Source organism: Aeromicrobium alkaliterrae (genome assembly GCF_039529015.1).
Lineage (GTDB): Bacteria > Actinomycetota > Actinomycetes > Propionibacteriales > Nocardioidaceae > Aeromicrobium > Aeromicrobium alkaliterrae.
Map to the genome: position 1 here is coordinate 248,025 of NZ_BAAAME010000002.1, position 16,785 is coordinate 264,809.

A 16,785-nucleotide genomic window follows, 5' to 3' on the forward strand; every position below is an offset into this window, starting at 1 on the left:
ATCAGTTCGCGTGCAGCGCGGCGTTCAGCTCGACCCCGGCGCGCTCGCCGCGCGGACGCACCTCGAGGCGGCCCGTCTCGGTGTTGAGGAGGAACAGCAGGCCGTTGCGCCCCGACAGCTCGAGGGCCTTGACGACGCTGCCGTCGGGGAGCGTGACCTTGCTGGCGGCGGTGACGTACGTGCCGGCGGCCACGACGCAGTCGTCGCCGAGGCTGATGCCGATGCCGGAGTTCGCGCCGAGCAGGCTGTTCGTGCCGATGCTGATGACCTGGGCGCCACCGCCGGACAGGGTGCCCATGATCGAGGCGCCGCCGCCGACGTCGCTGCCGTCCCCGACCACGACGCCGGCCGAGATGCGGCCCTCGACCATCGCGTGGCCGAGCGTTCCGGCGTTGAAGTTCACGAAGCCCTCGTGCATCACGGTGGTGCCGTCGGCCAGGTGCGCGCCGAGGCGGACGCGGTCGGCGTCGGCGATGCGCACGCCCGACGGCACGACGTAGTCGGTCATGCGCGGGAACTTGTCGACGCTCGTGACCGAGAGGTGATGGCCGTGCGCGCGGGCCCGCGCGCGGGTGGCGTTCAGCTCCGGAACGGCGACGGGACCCAGCGAGGTCCACGCGACGTTGGCCAGGAGGCCGAAGACGCCGTCGAGGCTCTGGCCGTGGGGGCGCACGAGGCGGTGCGAGAGCAGGTGCAGGCGCAGGTAGACGTCGTACGCGTCCGACGGGGCCTGCGTGAGGTCGTCGATCACGGTGTGGACCACGACGACCCGCACGCCGCGGATCGCGTCGTCGCGCTCGGCGGCGGTCAGGGCCTCCGGCTCGTGGTCGTGAGCGCCGGGCGCGCCGAGGCGCGGTTCCGGGTACCAGACGTCGAGGACGGTGCCGTCCTCCGTGAGGGTGGCAAGGCCGAAGGCGTGGGCGCCGGGGTGCTCCGTCGTCATGGTCACCACGCTACCGACTGGTGCCGCGCGAGGACCCCGCCGGTCGCGCGGTGGGACCGCCGGCTTGCCGACCGCCGTCGGTTGGTCGGCGACAGGCGGGCATGGACGACCCGGCGTGGCGGGGACCGGAGATGATGCATTCGGGCTGCCCGGGGTGCCGGAATGCATCGTTTCCGGTTCTGTGGGACCGGGGATGAGGGTTTGCGGTGGTTGCGGACAAGCGGGCATGGACGACCCAGCGGGGCTGGTACCGGAGATGATGCATTCGGGCTGCCCGGGGTGCCGAAATGCATCATCGGCGGTCCTCGTCGGACCGGGGATGAGGCATTGCGGTTGTTGGGGCTACCCGGACGCATCGTTTCCGGTCCCTGACGACGGAGGTAGGGGGTCGGTGGTCGCCCTGGCACCCTCAACCCCGCGACCTTCGTCGCCACCCCACCAAGCTCGAGGGATCACGGCTGCCCCAGCAACCACAATCCCTCGACCTCGGTCGTGCAGGTCCCTCAGCCGGCGGTGAGCTCCTGCGGTGTCGGGCGGTGCTGCACGTACTCGACGACGGTGCCGTCGGGGTGGCGGGCGTTGAACCCCGAGCCGGTCCTGCATCGTGGACTGCGCCGGCGACCTCAACCCCCGACAGCTGAACCCGCGAACGCGGCAGCGACGCAAACCACGAGCATCACGACGGCCGAGCGCACGCCGTCGCTGCGGCCTCCGTCGACCCACCGCACGGCGGCGTCGAGGCTCGCCGTGCTGAAGGTCGTGTAGCCGCCGAGGAGGCCGGTGCCCACGACGGCGTGCCAGGTCGCGTCCGAGGTGAGCGAGACCAGCAACCCCAGGGCGAACGACCCGGTGGCGTTGATCAGCAGCAGCGCCCAGGGGAAGCGCTCCCGGGCGGGCACGAGCCCGTCGACGAGGTGGCGCAGCGCAGCGCCGATGCCACCCGCAGCGGCCACCGCGAGCGCGAGCGCGATGCCGGTCATCGTCGGCCCCACCGCAGACCGAGCACGGCGAGCGCGAAGCCGCCGACCACGGTCCCGATCGCGTAGGCGCCGGCCAGCGCCGCGTCCGAGGCCGACGTGAGGTCCTGCACCTGCACGGCGAACGCGCTGTACGTCGTGAACCCTCCGATCAGTCCCGTCCCGACGAGCAGGCGCAGGCGGTCCGACGCTCCGTGGCCGACGAGCAGCCCGAGCGCGAGCGATCCGAGAAGGTTCACGAGCAGCGTCGAGACCGGCAGGTCGCCGACCGTGCCGACCGCCTCGTCGAGCCCGAACCGCAGCAGCGTGCCGACCGCGCCCCCTCCGGCGACGAGCCCGAGGGCGGCGGAGCGGTGCACGGGACGAGAATAGGCCTGGGACGAGGAGACCAAGCGATGCGCGCAGACGACACACGGCGTCACGCCGTGCTGGTTGCCGTGGCTCAACACCTGGCCGGGCGCGATCCCGGTCATCCCCTCAGGGTGGGCATCGACGGGGTCTGCGGTGCCGGAAAGTCGACCTTCGCCCGGGAGCTGGTCGCCGAGCTGGTGCGTCTCGGACGTCCTGCGGTGCACCTGGACTCCGACGGGTTCCATCACGTCCGGGCACGCCGGCGGCGCAACAGCGACGACCAGGCTCGCGGCTACTACGACGACGCGTACGACCTCGAGGCGGTGGCTGAGCGCGTGCTCCGGCCGCTCGGACCGGGCGGAGACCGGCGATACGCGGTGGCGGTGCACGACCTGGAGACCGATGCCGTCCTCACCGACGTCGAGGCGGACGCCGCTGAGGACGTCGTCGTGGTGTTCGACGCGACCTTCCTCCAGCGCGGTCGGCTCCGCGAGCACTGGGACGAGGTGGTGTTCCTCCGGGTCGACGAGGCCGTGGCGACGCAGAGGGGTGTCGATCGCGACGCGGCTGCGCTGGGCGGAACGCAGGAGGCGCGTGCCGCCTACGACCGGCGCTACATGGCGGCGTGCCGTCTGTACCTCGCGGAGGAGGACCCCGAACGACGAGCCTCGATCGTCCTGGACCACACGGACCCGTCGAGGCCGATGGTCGTCCGGCTCGGGACCTGATCTGACCGGAAGTCCTGTCAGTTTGATCGATCTGCCGTCACACTGTCGCCATGCGAATCTTCGTCACGGGCGCGAACGGCTTCATCGGGCGTCATCTCCTCGAGCGCTTCGCCGCCGACGGGCACGACGCGCGAGGGGTCGACCTCGTCGCCGATCCGGCCCGCGCGGTCGTGGCGGGCGACGTCGGTGATCCCGAACCCTGGCGCGCCCACCTGGCCGGCTCGGACGTCGTGATCCACACCGCCGCGCTGGTCTCGAACTCGCCGACGCTGGACGAGGCGTGGCGCGTCAACGTCCTCGGCACGCGCACGGTGCTCGACGCGGCTGTGACGGCCGGCGTCGGCCGCTTCGTGCACCTGTCGTCGATCCGGGTGTTCTCCGACCTGGGCTTCCCCGACGGCGTGACGGAGGACCACCCGGTGCGGCCCGACGGCAACCCCTACGTCGACACGCGCATCGCGTCCGAGCAGGTCGTGCTGCAGGCGCACGCCGCCGGGCAGCTCGCGACGACGATCGTGCGCCCCGGTGACGTCTACGGGCCGCGGTCGCGCCCGTGGACGGTGCTCCCGATCGAGATGATCCGCAAGCGCCAGTTCTTCCTCCCGGCTCGCGGACGCGGCATCTTCAGCCCGGTCCACGTCGACGACCTGGTCGACGGCATCGTCCTCGCCGCGACCCGGCCGGAGGGCGCCGGGCAGGTGTTCACGCTCGCGGGCGGCGTGGGGGTGCCGACCGCGGAGTTCTTCGGTCACTACTACCGGATGCTCGGCCGTCGACCGGTCCTGCTCCCCACCACGCTCGCGCTCGCGGTCGCCGGAGGAGCCGCGGTGCCGGCGCGCCTGCTCGACCCCGGCACCGAGATCGGGACGACCGCGGTCCGCTACTTCTGCCGGACCGGCACGTACTCGATCGAGAAGGCCGGTCGTCTGCTCGGCTACGCGCCGCGGGTGGGCCTGGAGCAGGGCATGGCCGGGGTCGAGCGATGGCTCGTGGAGGAGGGGCTGCTCTGAGGCTCAGGCCTCGGCCGCGACCTCGACCGGCCGGGCAGGACCGCGCATGAACCGGTGGACGAGCGCGAGCACCAGCGCACCGCCGACGGCCCAGGCGATCAGCACGAGCCACGGCTGCCACGTCGCCGGGTCGCCGAACAGCGCCATGCGACCCGCGATCTCGGCTGCCGCGCCGTGCGGCATCCACTGACCGACCTCGGCGATCAGCGGCGGCAGCAGCAGCTCGTGCGGGGCGCGCACGAGCACCCAGACGGGCAGCGCGAAGAGCGCGACGGAGAACCCGAGTCCCCAGGCTCCGAGCGCGCGCAGGCACGTCGCGGTCACGGTGGCCGACAGGCCGACCAGCAGCACGCCCAGCGCGATCCACAGGGGAGGGGACCCGGGGAGTCCGGCGAAGAACGCGGCCAGACCGAGGACGACCCCGTAGAGCAGGGCGTCGGTGCCGATCCGCTCGGCGAGGTGCCGCGGCGGGTGGGAGCTGCGGCGCAGGCGGCCTCCCCAGCGCCGCGCCAGCATCGTGACGACGCCGATCACGAGGCCCGCGGCGACGAGCGCCGAGGGGAGCAGTCGAGGCACGTCGGCCGGGTTCACGTCCTGCACGACCACGGTGCGGTCGAACGTCGACATCAGGTCGGCGACCGAGGCGACCACGGCCTGGTTGACCTGGGTGCCGTTGGCGCCGGCGATCGACAGCACGTCGTTCTCGGCCTCGAGGTCGACGGCGAGGGTGGCGACGATGGTGCCCTGCTCGACCGCGAACCGGGCCAGCTCGGCCGACGTCGCGGTCAGGGGCGCGAGGGTGTCGTCGCCGCTCGCCTCGATCGCGTCGACGAGCCCCTCGGAGACGGTCGGGTCCGCGACGACGACCAGCAGGGCGTCCTGCGGCGCGGCGGGCACGGGGCGCAGCACGAGGGCGGCGAGCACCAGCAGCGGCGCCAGCACCGCCAGGGCGATGACCAGGAGGCGGACGCGTGACATGCCGCCAGCCTAGGGTGGCGACCAGAGCCGACCCAGGAGGACCGACGTGAGCCAGCCGCTCGTGGCCGTGACCGGATCGACGGGAGCCGTCGGAGGTGCCGTGGCGCGCCTGTTGTCCGAGGCGGGGGTGGAGCAGCGCCTCCTGGTGCGCTCGCCCGACCGCGCACCGGCCCTCGAGGGCGCCGAGGTCCGCCCCGCCGACTACCGCGACCGGGCCGCCTCGGCCGTCGCGATGGCGGGCGTCGACGTGCTGTTCATGGTGTCGGCGCCGGAGAGCACCGAGCGGCTTGACCTGCACCGGTCGTTCATCGACGCGGCGGCCGCGGCCGGGGTGCGGCACGTCGTCTACACGTCGTTCCACGCCGCCGGCCCCGACGCGGTCTTCACGCTCGCGCGCGACCACGGGGTCACCGAGGAGTACGTGCGGTCCTCGGGGCTGGGGTGGACGTTCCTGCGCGACGCGTTCTACCTCGACCTGATGCCTCACTTCGTGGGTGACGACGGCGTCATCCGAGGCCCCGCGGGGGACGGGCGGGCGGCCCTCGTCGCGCGGGAGGACGTCGCGCGATCGGCGGCTGCGGTCCTGAGCAACCCGGAGCCGCACCGCGAACGCACCTACGACCTCACGGGTCGTGAGGCGCTCACCCTGGCCGAGGTCGCGGCCACGATCGCGGTGGCGCGGGGCGCGGACGTCCGCTTCCACGACGAGACCGTCGACGAGGCCTACGCCTCCCGGGCGTCGTACGGTGCGCCGCAGTGGCAGCTGGACGCCTGGGTCTCGACCTACACGTCGATCGCGATGGGCGAGCAGGCCGAGATCAGCGGTGACGTCCTGGCCCTGACCGGGCGCGAGCCGCTGACCCTCGCCGAGCACCTCGCCGCCGGCTGAGCTGCGCCTCAGACCAGGCGTGGGGTCATCCTGCGGGCCGTGCCGAGCCAGGTCGCGCACAGCCGCTCGGCGTCACCGTCGACCGCGTACACCTCGGCAGCACAGGTCGTGAGGAGGCGTCCCGCGTCGACGACGCGGCCGACGGCTCGCAGCCCCGTCCCGCTCGCCGGGGCGACGAGCTTGATCGTGCCGTCGATCGTGGCGGCCCAGGAGCCCGGCTCCAGGAGCGTGCCGGCTGCGGCGACGGCGGCGCAGTCGCCGGCGGCGAACACGGCAGCCGCCTGCAGCTGACCCGGCCGGAACGTCATGGCGTCGGCGATCGGGGTGCGCAGCTCGGCGTGCCCGCGGCGCAGCGCGGTGACCTCCACCCCGAGGGTGCGGGCGATGGGCATCGCGTGGACGGCCTCGCGGATGAAGGCGAGGTCGGGGTCGATCTCGGGCTGGCTCATGGCGTCTCCTGGTCGGGTCGGGGTCGGCGTGCCTCGAACCACGCCACGTGGTCGACGACGCGTTCGCGCTGTCGCTCCAGCTCGACGATCTGGACGTCGATCTCTGTGAGTCGCGCCTGGAGCCGGGCCACGAGGTCGTCGATGCCGAGTCGTCCTGCGGCGTAGTCGGGCACCAGTGCGGCGATCTCGTCGAGACCGAATCCGAGGTCGCGCGCCATCGACACGAAGGTCACGACGCGCACGGACGACTCGTCGAAGCGCCGCACGCCGTGGTGGTCGCGACGGGCGCGCAGGAGGCCCCCCGACTCCCACCGGCGCAACCGGTGGACCGAGACGCCCGTCCGCTCCGAGAGCTCTGAGACCCGCACGAGAGCGACGCTAGCGACCCTCGCACCGTGCGAGGCAAGCCCCGAGCGGCCACGAGCCGGGGATCGTCGTCACTCGGCCAGCTGGTCGAGCGCGTCGCGCGCCTGGAGGAGACGGTCGGCCTCGGCGACGTCCCACCACTCGGGGCCTCGTTCGCCCAGTCCGGTCTTGGCGACCTGGACCCGGTCGCGCGCACGGCGCATTGCCGCGTCGTCACCGGAGCGCTTGGCCTGGCGGACGGCCGACCGCGCCTGACCGAGGTGCGACTTCAGCGCCTCGACGACGTCCTCGGGCAGGGCCGGATCGGTCCGCCGCCACCGGCGCCCGTCGATCACGAGCCAGCGTTCGTCGTCGGTCATGTCGGCAATCTAGGACGATCGCCCGACTACCGCGCGGCGACGATCATCCACGCAGCCAGGGGCGGTAGGCCTGCCACCCTTGGTGGGGGTCGAGAGGTGGCACACCTACCGCTCACCCGTGAGTACCCCCGGCAGGATTCGAACCTGCGCTTCCGCCTCCGGAGGGCGGCGCTCTATCCCCTGAGCTACGGGGGCCCGGGGTCCGGCGACGAGGCCGAACCATCCGTTTCCGCGCCGAGCCTACCGGACCGCGGATACCGTGGATCAGGTGGAGGAGAACACGGGCGTGGGGAGCGGTCGTCGGGTGCTGGTGGTCGACGACACGGCGTCGATCCGGTTCCTGATCAGGATGAATCTCGAGCTCGCGGGCTTCGAGGTCAGCGAGGCGGTCGACGGCCTCGACGCGCTCGAGATCCTGCGTGCGTCCGAGACGCTGCCCGACGCGGTCACGATCGACGTCATGATGCCGCGCATGGACGGCATGTCCGCGACGCAGGCGATCCGCGCCGACCCCGCGCTGCGCGACCTCGTCGTCATCATGGTCACGACCCAGGGCCACCCGACGTCGGTGCAGCGCGGCTGGGACGTGGGCGTCGACGCGTACGTCGTGAAGCCGTTCGACCCGGACCACCTCGTGGCGACCGTGGCCGACAAGATCGAGAGCGGGCGTCGATAGACTCCGCGGGTGACTCCCGACCAGCTCAGTGACGTGATCGTGTCCGCCCTCGGAACCCTGGCGGACGACGGGCGCCTGAGCCTGGCCGAGCCCCTGCCGACCCACGTCGTCGTCGAGCGCCCCAAGGTCAAGGAGCACGGCGACTACGCCACGAACATCGCCCTGCAGCTCGCCAAGAAGGCGGGCCGCCCCCCGCGCGAGCTCGCGCAGGACCTGGCCGGTCTGCTCGCCGAGCACGACGGCATCGCCTCGGCCGAGATCGCGGGTCCGGGCTTCCTCAACCTGCGGATCGACGCCGGCGCGCAGGGCGGCCTCGCCGCCGACGTGCTGGCCGCCGGAGCCGACTTCGGCCGCAGCGACCTCTACGCGGGTCAGCGCGTCAACCTGGAGTTCGTCAGCGCCAACCCCACCGGACCGATCCACATCGGTGGCGTGCGCTGGGCCGCCGTCGGCGACTCGCTGGGACGCCTGCTGGCGTTCGTCGGCGCCGACGTCACCCGCGAGTACTACTTCAACGACCACGGCGCGCAGATCGACCGCTTCGCGCGGTCGCTGCTCGCGGCCGCCCGCGGCCAGGCCGCGCCCGAGGACGGCTACGGCGGCCAGTACATCCACGACATCGCGGCCGAGGTGCTCACCGTCCGGCCGGGCGCTGCCGAGCTGCCCGACGACGAGGCGGTCGAGGCGTTCCGCGCGGTCGGCGTCGACCTCATGTTCACCGAGATCAAGCAGAGCCTGCACGACTTCGGCGTCGACTTCGACGTGTACTTCCACGAGAACGACCTGCACGAGTCGGGCGCGGTCGACCGCGCCATCGCGCGGCTCGACGAGCTCGGGAAGATGTACACCGAGGACGGTGCGCGGTGGCTGCGCACGTCCGACTACGGCGACGACAAGGACCGCGTCGTCGTGAAGTCCGACGGTCAGCCCGCCTACATCTCCGGCGACCTGGCCTACTACCTCGACAAGCGCGAGCGGGGCTTCGACCGGGCGATCATCATGCTGGGCGCCGACCACCACGGGTACGTCTCGCGGATGCTCGCGATGTGCGCCGCGTTCGGTGACGAGCCGGGCGTCAACCTCGAGATCCTCATCGGGCAGATGGTCAACCTGCTGCGCGACGGCCAGCCGCTGCGGATGAGCAAGCGCGCCGGCACGGTCATCACGCTGGAGGACCTCGTCGACGCGATCGGCGTCGACGCCGCGCGCTATGCGCTCGGTCGCTACTCGATGGACTCCACGATCGACCTCGACCTCGACCTGTGGGCCAAGGCCGACAGCGACAACCCCGTCTACTACGTGCAGTACGCGCACGCCCGGATGTCGGCGATCATCCGCGACGCCCCGAAGCTCGGCGTCGTGGCCGATCCGTCGACCTTCGACCCGGCCCTGCTCGCGACCGAGCACGAGGGCGCCCTGCTCCGCTCTCTGGCGGAGTTCCCGACCGTCGTCGCCCGTGCCGCCGAGCTGCGCGAGCCGCACCGGATCGCGCGCTACCTCGAGGACGCCGCGGCCGCGTTCCACCAGTTCTACAACGACGGCCGCGGCCGCGCCGGGGTCTCCCTGCGGGTCCTCCCGGAGTCGGACGAGGCGCCCCAGGCCCACCACGCTGCCCGTCTGATGCTCGTCGCGGCGACGCGTCAGGTCGTCGCGAACGGGCTGGCTCTGCTCGGCGTCAGCGCGCCCGACAGGATGTGACCATGCGATCCCACGAGGCAGGCGCCCTCCACGGCCAGGCCGGTCACCGCGGTCCGGCGTGGCTGCACCACCCCGACGACGTCAACCAGCTCGTCGAGCACCTGTGGTCGCGCAACGCGGCCAAGGCCGACGGCGTCCTCACGGTCGCGGGGGAGTCCGCGCCCGAGCTCGCCGAGGAGTTCGGCACGCCGCTGTACGTCGTCGACGAGGACGACTTCCGCCACCGGGCGCGCGCCTTCCGCGACGCGTTCTCGGGCGCTGACGTCTTCTACGCCGGCAAGGCGTTCCTGTGCGTCGCGGCGGCCCGGTGGGTCGCCGAGGAGGGGCTCAACCTCGACGTGTGCACCGGCGGCGAGCTCGCCGTGGCGTTGAAGGCCGAGTTCCCGCCCGCGCGCATCGCCTTCCACGGCAACAACAAGTCCGAGGCCGAGCTGCGCCGCGCGATCGAGATCGGGGTCGGCCGCATCATCGTCGACTCCTTCGACGAGATCGACCGCCTCGCGAGCATCGTGACCGAGCTCGGCGTCACGGCCAAGGTCATGGTGCGGGTCACGGCCGGGGTCGAGGCGCACACGCACGAGTACATCTCCACGTCGCACGAGGACCAGAAGTTCGGCTTCTCGATCGCCGGCGGCCAGGCGCTGGAGGCGGTCCGCCGCATCACGAGCGCCACGGGCCTGCAGCTGTGCGGCCTGCACTCGCACATCGGCTCCCAGATCTTCGTGACCGACGGCTTCGAGGTCGCGGCCCGGCGGGTGCTGCGCCTGCACGCCGAGGTCGAGCGCGAGCTCGGCGTCACGATGCCCGACCTCGACCTGGGTGGCGGCTTCGGCATCGCCTACACGACGCAGGACGACCCCCGCGCGCCCGAGGACCTCGCCCGCGAGATCACCAAGATCGTCGACGACGAGTGCCACGCGCTCGAGATCGGTGTCCCCAAGCTCTCGATCGAGCCCGGCCGGGCGATCGTCGGCCCGTCGACCTTCACGCTCTACACCGTCGGCACGACCAAGGAGGTCGCGCTCGACGGAGGTGCTTCGCGCCGCTACGTCGCGGTCGACGGTGGCATGAGCGACAACATCCGCGCCGCGCTCTACAGCGCCGACTACTCGGCCACGCTCGCGTCACGCACGTCGGAGGCGCCCGGGATCCTGAGCCGCGTGGTCGGCAAGCACTGCGAGTCGGGCGACGTCGTCGTCAAGGACGAGTACCTCCCGGCCGACCTGGGCCCGGGCGACCTGCTCGCGGTCCCCGGCACGGGTGCGTACTGCCGCTCGCTCGCGAGCAACTACAACCACGTGCCGCGCCCGGCCGTCGTCGCCGTGCGGGCGGGGGAGGCGCGGGTCGTCGTCCGACGCGAGACCGAGGACGACCTGCTGGCCCTCGACGTCGTCTGAGTCCTCAGCCGTAGCAGGCGACGATGCCGTACGGCCCTGCGGCGCTCTTGGTCTCGGCGACCCGTCCGGACTTCGTCGTGGTGCACGAGATCGTCGTCGACTGGGCGCCGGCCTGGGCCAGGATCAGGACCGACGGGTCGGTCGCGCACTGCTGCACGGAGACCGTGCCGGAGGAGTCGACCGGGAAGTAGTCCTGCTTGCCGGCCGAGGTCAGGTAGCCCGCGATCGTGATCGGCGCGTTCGACGTGAACGACATCGTGAACGTCACGGTGTCGCAGCCGACCGAGAGGCCGCCGGTCGGGAGGCCGAAGTTGCCGCCGCCGATGTCGGTGATGTCGCCGGTCGCGCCGGGAGGCACCGAGGACGACGTGCTGGGGATGGCGAACGGGTTGGAGTCGTCGGACCCGTCGCCGCCGACGATGGGCTCCGTGGCCGCCCGGTAGATCAGGAACGCCGCGATCAGCGCCAGCACGAGGGCCACGGCGCCGATGACGAGCGGCGTGCGGCGACGGCGCGCCCACTTCCGCAGTCGGCGGACGGACTCGGGTGCCATGGGGTGCTCCTCTCGCGGCCGCCGTCGGGTCGGCCGATGCTACAACGAGCGGGACGCCCGTTCGGTACGTGGCGCGACGCATCGGTCGGCGGGCCGCGCCGATAGGCTGACCCGCGTGAATGCCCATGATCGTCCTCTTCGCGTCGCGCTGCTCGGTTGCGGTGTCGTCGGCACGGAGGTGGCCCGGCGACTGACCCGGGACGCCGACGAGCTGGCCCAGCGTGTCGGTGCCCCGCTCGAGCTGGTCGGCATCGCCGTCCGCAACCTCGACACGCCGCGCGACCTGGACGTGCCCGCCGAGCTCTTCACCGACGACGCCGCCGCACTCGTGCGTCGTGGCGACCTCGACATCGTCGTGGAGGTCGTGGGCGGCATCGAGCCCGCCGGTGACCTGATCCGCGCGGCCCTGGAGCACGGCGCCTCGGTCGTCACGGCCAACAAGGCGCTGCTCGCCGACCAGGGAGCCGATCTCTTCGAGGCGGCCGACAAGGCGCAGCGCGACCTGTCGTTCGAGGCGGCCATCGCCGGGGCCATCCCGATCGTCCGCCCGCTGCGCGAGTCGCTCGCGGGCGACCGCATCCGCCGGGTGCTCGGCATCGTGAACGGCACCACCAACTACATCCTCGACCAGATGACGACCCTGGGTCAGACCTTCGATGAGGCGCTCGCCGAGGCGCAGCGCCTCGGGTACGCCGAGGCCGACCCGACCGCCGACGTCGAGGGCCACGACGCCGCCGCCAAGGCCGCCCTGCTGGCCGGGCTGGCGTTCCACACTCACCTGACGCTCGACGACGTGCACTGCGAGGGCATCACCTCGGTCACCGCCGACGCGGTGCAGTCGGCCGCCGAGATGGGCAGCGTCGTCAAGCTCCTCGCGATCTGCGAGCAGATCGACACCCCCGACGGTCCCGCCGTCGGCGCCCGCGTGCACCCCGCGATGGTCCCGCTGAGCCACCCGCTCGCGAGCGTGCGCGGTGCCTACAACGCGGTCTTCGTGGAGTCCGAGGCGGCCGGGGAGCTCATGTTCTACGGCCCCGGAGCCGGTGGAGCGCCCACCGCCAGCGCGGTGCTCGGCGACATCGTCTCGGCCGCACGCAACCGGGCCAGCGACGTCTTCGGACCGGGGGAGACCTCGCACGCCGACGTGCGGCTCCTGCCGATCGGCAGCGCCCACACGCAGTACCACCTCGTGATCGAGGTCGACGACCGCGCGGGGGTCCTGGCGATCATCGCGCAGGAGTTCGCACGCTTCGGTGTCTCGATCAAGACCCTGCGCCAGGAGGGCCTGGGCTCGGACGCCCGGCTCATCATCGTGACGCACGAGGCGGAGGACGCGTCGCTCGCCGCGACGGTCGAGATCCTGCGTGGCCTGGAGGTCGTGCGCGACGTCTCCTCGGTCATGCGCGTCGAGGGAGGCAGCTGATGGCACGACCGTGGCGCGGAGTGATCGAGGAGTACCGCGAGTGGCTCCCGTTCGACGCCGGGGTGAAGGCCCAGACCCTGGGTGAGGGCGGCACGCCGCTCGTGCACTCGGCCTGGCTCTCCCAGCTCGTCCAGGGCGACGTGTTCGTCAAGGTCGAGGGGCAGAACCCCACGGGGTCCTTCAAGGACCGCGGCATGACCACGGCCATCTCGGCCGCGGTCGCCCAGGGCGCCAAGGCGGTCGTCTGCGCGTCGACCGGCAACACCTCGGCCTCGATGACGGCGTACGCCGCCCGGGCCGGGCTGGTGCCGATCGTGCTCGTGCCGCACGGCCGCATCGCCGCCGGCAAGATGGCGCAGGCCGTCATGCACGGCGCCGACATCATCCAGGTCCGCGGCAACTTCGACGACTGCCTGGACCTCTCGCGCGGGCTCGCGAAGGAGTACCCGGTCGCGCTGGTCAACTCGGTCAACCCGATCCGCATCGAGGGCCAGAAGACTGCCTCGTTCGAGATCGTCGACGTCCTCGGCAAGGCGCCCGACCTGCACGTGCTGCCGGTCGGCAACGCCGGCAACATCACGGCGTACTGGAAGGGCTTCGTCGAGTACGAGGCCGCCGGTGTCTCGGCCAGCCGTCCGCGCATCTGGGGCTTCCAGGCCGCCGGCGCCGCGCCGATCGTGCTGGGCCGAGTCGTGCCCGAGCCCGACACCGTCGCGACCGCGATCCGCATCGGCAACCCGGCCTCGTGGACCCTCGCCGAGAACGCGCGGGACGAGTCGGGCGGCCGCATCGACATGGTCGACGACGACCAGATCCTGGCGGCCCAGCGCGAGCTGGGGGCCCGCGAGGGCATCTTCGTCGAGCCCGCGTCGGCGACCGGGGTCGCCGGCCTGCTGGCCGCCGCGGCTGCCGGCGAGGTCGATCCCGGTCTGACGATCACCGTGACGGTCACGGGCCACGGCCTGAAGGACATCGACACCCCGATGTCGCACCGGTTGGAGGCGCGGGGCGAGGACCTGGTCGACGCCGTGATCGACGTGGACGTCGACGCCGCGGCCGAGGTCGCGGGCCTGCGGTGAGCGTGCTGCAGACCCCGGTGACCGTCCGGGTCCCGGCCACGAGCGCCAACCTGGGTCCGGGCTTCGACACCCTGGGCCTCGCCCTCGACCTGTACGACGAGATCACGGTCGAGGCGGTGCCGTCGGGCCTGCACATCGACGTGACGGGTGCCGGCGCGGGCGAGGTCCCGCTCGACGAGACCCACCTCGTCGTCCGGTCGATGCAGGCCGCGTTCGACCTGTTGGGCGAGAAGCCCGCGGGCCTGCGCCTGACGTGCCGCAACGTCGTGCCCCACGGCCGCGGGCTCGGCTCGAGCGCCGCCGCGATCGTCGGGGGCCTGCTGGCCGCCCGCGCCCTCGTCGAGGGGGAGGACCGCCTTGACGACGCCGCCCTGTTCCAGCTCGCGACCGACCTCGAGGGCCACCCCGACAACGTGGCTCCCGCCCTGTTCGGCGGGCTCACGATCTCCTGGGTCGACGGCGCCGCGGCCGCGGTCGAGCGCCTCGACTGCCAGGTCCCGGTGACGGTGTTCGTCCCGCCGACCGCGGTCTCCACCGCGGAGGCGCGAGGGCTGCTCCCCGCGACCGTCCCACACGGCGACGCCGTGTTCAACGCCGGCCGCGCGGCGCTGCTCGTGGCGGCCCTCCTGCACGCGCCGGAGCGCCTGATCTCGGCGACCGAGGACCGGTTGCACCAGTCGTACCGCAGCGCCGCGATGCCGGAGTCCTACCGGCTCGTGCGGTCGCTGCGCGTCGAGGGAGTCCCGGCGGTCATCTCCGGGGCCGGGCCCACGGTGCTGGCCTTCGCCCGTGGCATCGACGACGCCTGTCCCGAGGGCTGGGCGCTGCACCACCTCGACGTCGACGCAGGCGGAGCGACCGTCCGGTGATACGCTGGCGGAGCCGGAGTCGAGGACACTCCCCGGCACGCCACGAGAACCACCCTTCCGGGATCGTTCTGCTCTGATCCGCGTCTGCGCGGACGTGGCGAGACCACCGTCTAGAGGGAAACCCATCTGTGACTGACACGACCCAGGCTCCGAACGAGCCCACCACCACTTCGTCGAAGGACACTGGCGCCGCCAGCACCCGTCCGGCCCGCCGCAGCAGCGGCGCGCTCGGCGGCAAGGTGATCGCCGAGCTGCAGGAGATCGCTGCCGAGCTCGGCATCGACGGCGCCGGCTCGATGCGCAAGGGCGCGCTGATCGACGCGATCAAGCTCGCGCGCGGCGAGGCCCCCAAGGCTGCCGCGGCTCCGGCCGCGGCTCCGGCCGCGGCTCCGGCCGCGCCCGAGACCGAGCGTCCGGCCAAGGCCGAGCGCTCCCGTCGGGGCGCCGACAACGCCACGAACGACAAGGCCAAGAACGACGGCCCGAAGAACGACGGCGCCAAGAACGACGGCGCCAAGAACGACGGCGCCGACGCGCAGGACCAGGGTGCCAAGAACGAGAGCACCAAGAACGACAGCGCCAAGAACGAGAGCACCAAGAACGACGGTGCCAAGGGTGACGGCCCCAAGGGCGAGGGGCGCCAGCAGGGCGGCCGCAACCAGGGCCAGAACAAGAACAACGGCAACGGCAACGGCAACGGCAACGGCCAGCAGGACAAGGGTCGCGGCGGCCAGCAGGACAAGAACCAGGGCAACCAGAACCCGGGCCACCAGCAGGGCCAGGGCAACCAGGGCCAGGGCGGCGACCAGGGGTTCGACGACGACGAGGCCGGTGGCCGTCGTCGCAACCGCCGTGGCCGTGGCCGCGGCAGCCGTGGGGTCGAGGGTGACGTGCAGGTGGCCGAGGACGACGTGCTCGTGCCCGCCGCCGGCATCGTCGACATCCTCGACAACTACGCCTTCGTCCGCACGACCGGCTACCTGCCGAGCGAGAACGACGTCTACGTGTCGCTCTCGATGGTCCGCAAGTGGGGGCTCCGTCGCGGCGACGCCGTCGTCGGCCAGGTGCGTCAGCCCCGCGAGGGCGAGCGCAAGGAGAAGTTCAACCCGATGGTCCGGGTCGACTCGGTCAACGGCATGACGCTCGAGGAGGCCAAGGCTCGCTCCGAGTTCGAGGCCCTGACGCCGGTCTTCCCGACCCAGCGCCTGCGCCTCGAGACCGACGCGCAGAACCTCGTCGGTCGGGTCACCGACCTGTTCGCCCCGATCGGCAAGGGCCAGCGCGGCCTGCTCGTGGCCCCGCCCGGCTCGGGCAAGACCACGGTCCTGCGCCAGCTCGCTAGCTCGGTCACGGCCAACAACCCCGAGTGCCACCTGATGATCGTCCTGGTGGACGAGCGTCCGGAGGAGGTCACCGAGTTCCAGCGGTCCGTCAAGGGCGAGGTCATCTCCTCGACCTTCGACCGTCCGGCCGGCGACCACACGACCGTCGCCGAGCTCGCCATCGAGCGTGCCAAGCGCCTCGTCGAGCTCGGCCACGACGTCGTCGTGCTGCTCGACGGCATCACGCGCCTCGGCCGGGCCTACAACCAGGCCGCTGCCGGCCAGGGTCGTGTGCTCAACGACGGCATCGACACCTCGGCGCTCTTCGCCCCGAAGCGTCTCCTGGGCGCGGCGCGCAACCTCGAGAACGGCGGCTCGCTGACGATCATCGGCACCGCGCTGGTCGAGACCGGCTCGCGGGTCGACGAGCTCATCCTCGGCGAGGTCAGGGGCACGGTCACGACCGAGCTGCACCTCGACGGTGGCGCTGCGTCGAAGCGCCTGTTCCCGGCGATCGACCCGGTCGCGTCGAGCACGCGCCGTGACGACCTGCTGCAGTCGCCGGAGGAGCTGGCCGCGTCGCGCACCTGGCGTCGTGAGCTCGCCGACCTCGACTCCTCGACCGCCGTGGCCGCGGTGCTCGAGCGCCTCGGCTCGGCCGCGTCCAACAGCGAGGTCGTCCGCCGCCTCGGCTGACACCCGCCCGCTCGATCAGGAA

18 protein-coding genes and 1 tRNA gene are annotated in these 16,785 nt (G+C 72.5%); 10 read left to right on the forward strand and 9 right to left on the reverse strand.

The features are described from left to right. Nucleotide 1 precedes the first annotated feature (1 nt). The 3 genes from dapD to ABD127_RS02215 all read right to left on the reverse strand — a co-directional run bounded on the left by dapD (nt 2) and on the right by ABD127_RS02215 (nt 2,279). Entirely contained in the window at nt 2-943 is a 942-nt protein-coding gene (dapD, locus tag ABD127_RS02205; RefSeq protein WP_344197256.1) for a 2,3,4,5-tetrahydropyridine-2,6-dicarboxylate N-succinyltransferase, read from the reverse strand. A gap of 623 nt (nt 944-1,566) precedes the next feature. Beyond that, on the reverse strand, nt 1,567-1,923 hold the full coding sequence (locus ABD127_RS02210) for a fluoride efflux transporter FluC (RefSeq protein WP_344197258.1): 357 nt from the start codon (nt 1,921-1,923) through the stop codon (nt 1,567-1,569). Beyond that, nucleotides 1,920-2,279 carry a fluoride efflux transporter FluC gene (locus ABD127_RS02215; protein WP_344197260.1) on the reverse strand — a complete coding sequence of 120 codons (360 nt, stop codon included), beginning with the start codon at nt 2,277-2,279 and terminating at the stop codon, nt 1,920-1,922. Before ABD127_RS02215 ends, ABD127_RS02210 begins: the two co-directional genes overlap by 4 nt. Nucleotides 2,280-2,402: 123 nt before the next feature. Between ABD127_RS02215 and ABD127_RS02220 the strand changes: the two genes are divergently transcribed. Continuing rightward, a complete protein-coding gene (locus ABD127_RS02220; RefSeq protein ID WP_344197262.1) occupies nt 2,403-2,999 on the forward strand; it encodes a nucleoside/nucleotide kinase family protein in 597 nt (198 codons plus the stop codon). Nucleotides 3,000-3,049: 50 nt separating this feature from the next. Next, complete coding sequence (locus ABD127_RS02225; protein ID WP_344197264.1) at nt 3,050-4,009, forward strand: NAD-dependent epimerase/dehydratase family protein; 960 nt, start codon at nt 3,050-3,052, stop codon at nt 4,007-4,009. Between the two features lie 3 nt (nt 4,010-4,012). Here ABD127_RS02225 and ABD127_RS02230 read toward each other — a convergent pair whose 3' ends face one another. Next, a complete protein-coding gene (locus ABD127_RS02230) occupies nt 4,013-4,987 on the reverse strand; it encodes a hypothetical protein (protein ID WP_344197266.1) in 975 nt (324 codons plus the stop codon). A gap of 46 nt (nt 4,988-5,033) precedes the next feature. Here ABD127_RS02230 and ABD127_RS02235 point away from each other — a divergent pair, with 46 nt between their 5' ends. Next, the gene (locus tag ABD127_RS02235) at nt 5,034-5,876 is read left to right on the forward strand and encodes an SDR family oxidoreductase (protein WP_344197268.1); all 843 of its coding nucleotides are present in this window, start codon (nt 5,034-5,036) and stop codon (nt 5,874-5,876) included. 8 nt (nt 5,877-5,884) lie between these two features. Here the strand turns inward: ABD127_RS02235 and ABD127_RS02240 are convergent, their stop codons facing one another. The 4 genes from ABD127_RS02240 to ABD127_RS02255 all read right to left on the reverse strand — a co-directional run bounded on the left by ABD127_RS02240 (nt 5,885) and on the right by ABD127_RS02255 (nt 7,245). Continuing rightward, nucleotides 5,885-6,325, reverse strand: a complete 441-nt coding sequence (locus ABD127_RS02240; protein WP_344197270.1) for a PaaI family thioesterase — start codon at nt 6,323-6,325, stop codon at nt 5,885-5,887. After that, the gene (locus ABD127_RS02245; protein ID WP_344197272.1) at nt 6,322-6,693 is read right to left on the reverse strand and encodes a MerR family transcriptional regulator; all 372 of its coding nucleotides are present in this window, start codon (nt 6,691-6,693) and stop codon (nt 6,322-6,324) included. Before ABD127_RS02245 ends, ABD127_RS02240 begins: the two co-directional genes overlap by 4 nt. Nucleotides 6,694-6,762: 69 nt before the next feature. After that, entirely contained in the window at nt 6,763-7,050 is a 288-nt protein-coding gene (locus tag ABD127_RS02250; protein WP_344197274.1) for a hypothetical protein, read from the reverse strand. 123 nt (nt 7,051-7,173) lie between these two features. Next, nucleotides 7,174-7,245: transfer RNA gene (locus ABD127_RS02255), tRNA-Arg, on the reverse strand. A 73-nt stretch (nt 7,246-7,318) separates the two neighbouring features. On the opposite strand from ABD127_RS02255, the gene ABD127_RS02260 reads away from it, so the two are divergent. The 3 genes from ABD127_RS02260 to lysA are packed head-to-tail and all read left to right on the forward strand — an operon-like array spanning nt 7,319 to nt 10,821. Further along, nucleotides 7,319-7,726: a response regulator gene (locus tag ABD127_RS02260; RefSeq protein ID WP_344197276.1), complete on the forward strand. Its 408-nt coding sequence runs from the start codon at nt 7,319-7,321 to the stop codon at nt 7,724-7,726. A 9-nt stretch (nt 7,727-7,735) separates the two neighbouring features. Beyond that, nucleotides 7,736-9,424, forward strand: a complete 1,689-nt coding sequence (gene argS / locus ABD127_RS02265) for an arginine--tRNA ligase (RefSeq protein ID WP_344197278.1) — start codon at nt 7,736-7,738, stop codon at nt 9,422-9,424. Between the two features lie 2 nt (nt 9,425-9,426). After that, nucleotides 9,427-10,821 (forward strand): diaminopimelate decarboxylase, encoded by a 1,395-nt coding sequence (gene lysA / locus ABD127_RS02270; RefSeq protein WP_344197280.1) that lies wholly within the window; start codon nt 9,427-9,429, stop codon nt 10,819-10,821. 4 nt (nt 10,822-10,825) lie between these two features. Here the strand turns inward: lysA and ABD127_RS02275 are convergent, their stop codons facing one another. Continuing rightward, entirely contained in the window at nt 10,826-11,374 is a 549-nt protein-coding gene (locus ABD127_RS02275; protein WP_344197282.1) for a hypothetical protein, read from the reverse strand. A 106-nt stretch (nt 11,375-11,480) separates the two neighbouring features. Between ABD127_RS02275 and ABD127_RS02280 the strand changes: the two genes are divergently transcribed. The 4 genes from ABD127_RS02280 to rho all read left to right on the forward strand — a co-directional run bounded on the left by ABD127_RS02280 (nt 11,481) and on the right by rho (nt 16,763). Beyond that, nucleotides 11,481-12,797, forward strand: coding sequence for a homoserine dehydrogenase (locus ABD127_RS02280; protein ID WP_425545790.1), 1,317 nt, complete (start codon nt 11,481-11,483; stop codon nt 12,795-12,797). Next, complete coding sequence (gene thrC / locus ABD127_RS02285; protein ID WP_344197286.1) at nt 12,797-13,876, forward strand: threonine synthase; 1,080 nt, start codon at nt 12,797-12,799, stop codon at nt 13,874-13,876. Before ABD127_RS02280 ends, thrC begins: the two co-directional genes overlap by 1 nt. Next, a complete protein-coding gene (thrB, locus tag ABD127_RS02290; protein ID WP_344197288.1) occupies nt 13,873-14,745 on the forward strand; it encodes a homoserine kinase in 873 nt (290 codons plus the stop codon). The genes thrC and thrB overlap by 4 nt, the downstream gene beginning before the upstream one ends. A 128-nt stretch (nt 14,746-14,873) precedes the next feature. Next, a complete protein-coding gene (gene rho, locus ABD127_RS02295) occupies nt 14,874-16,763 on the forward strand; it encodes a transcription termination factor Rho (RefSeq protein ID WP_344197290.1) in 1,890 nt (629 codons plus the stop codon). Nucleotides 16,764-16,785: the final 22 nt, after the last annotated feature.

Bases quoted from the DNA above. Each gene is read 5' to 3' on its own strand.
- ABD127_RS02240 (WP_344197270.1), bottom strand. From the start codon at position 6,325: ATGAGCCAGCCCGAGATCGACCCCGACCTCGCCTTCATCCGCGAGGCC.
- ABD127_RS02275 (WP_344197282.1), bottom strand. From the start codon at position 11,374: ATGGCACCCGAGTCCGTCCGCCGACTGCGGAAGTGGGCGCGCCGTCGC.
- ABD127_RS02225 (WP_344197264.1), top strand. From the start codon at position 3,050: ATGCGAATCTTCGTCACGGGCGCGAACGGCTTCATCGGGCGTCATCTC.
- ABD127_RS02250 (WP_344197274.1), bottom strand. From the start codon at position 7,050: ATGACCGACGACGAACGCTGGCTCGTGATCGACGGGCGCCGGTGGCGG.
- ABD127_RS02230 (WP_344197266.1), bottom strand. From the start codon at position 4,987: ATGTCACGCGTCCGCCTCCTGGTCATCGCCCTGGCGGTGCTGGCGCCG.
- dapD (WP_344197256.1), bottom strand. From the start codon at position 943: ATGACGACGGAGCACCCCGGCGCCCACGCCTTCGGCCTTGCCACCCTC.
- lysA (WP_344197280.1), top strand. From the start codon at position 9,427: ATGCGATCCCACGAGGCAGGCGCCCTCCACGGCCAGGCCGGTCACCGC.
- ABD127_RS02210 (WP_344197258.1), bottom strand. From the start codon at position 1,923: ATGACCGGCATCGCGCTCGCGCTCGCGGTGGCCGCTGCGGGTGGCATC.
- thrC (WP_344197286.1), top strand. From the start codon at position 12,797: ATGGCACGACCGTGGCGCGGAGTGATCGAGGAGTACCGCGAGTGGCTC.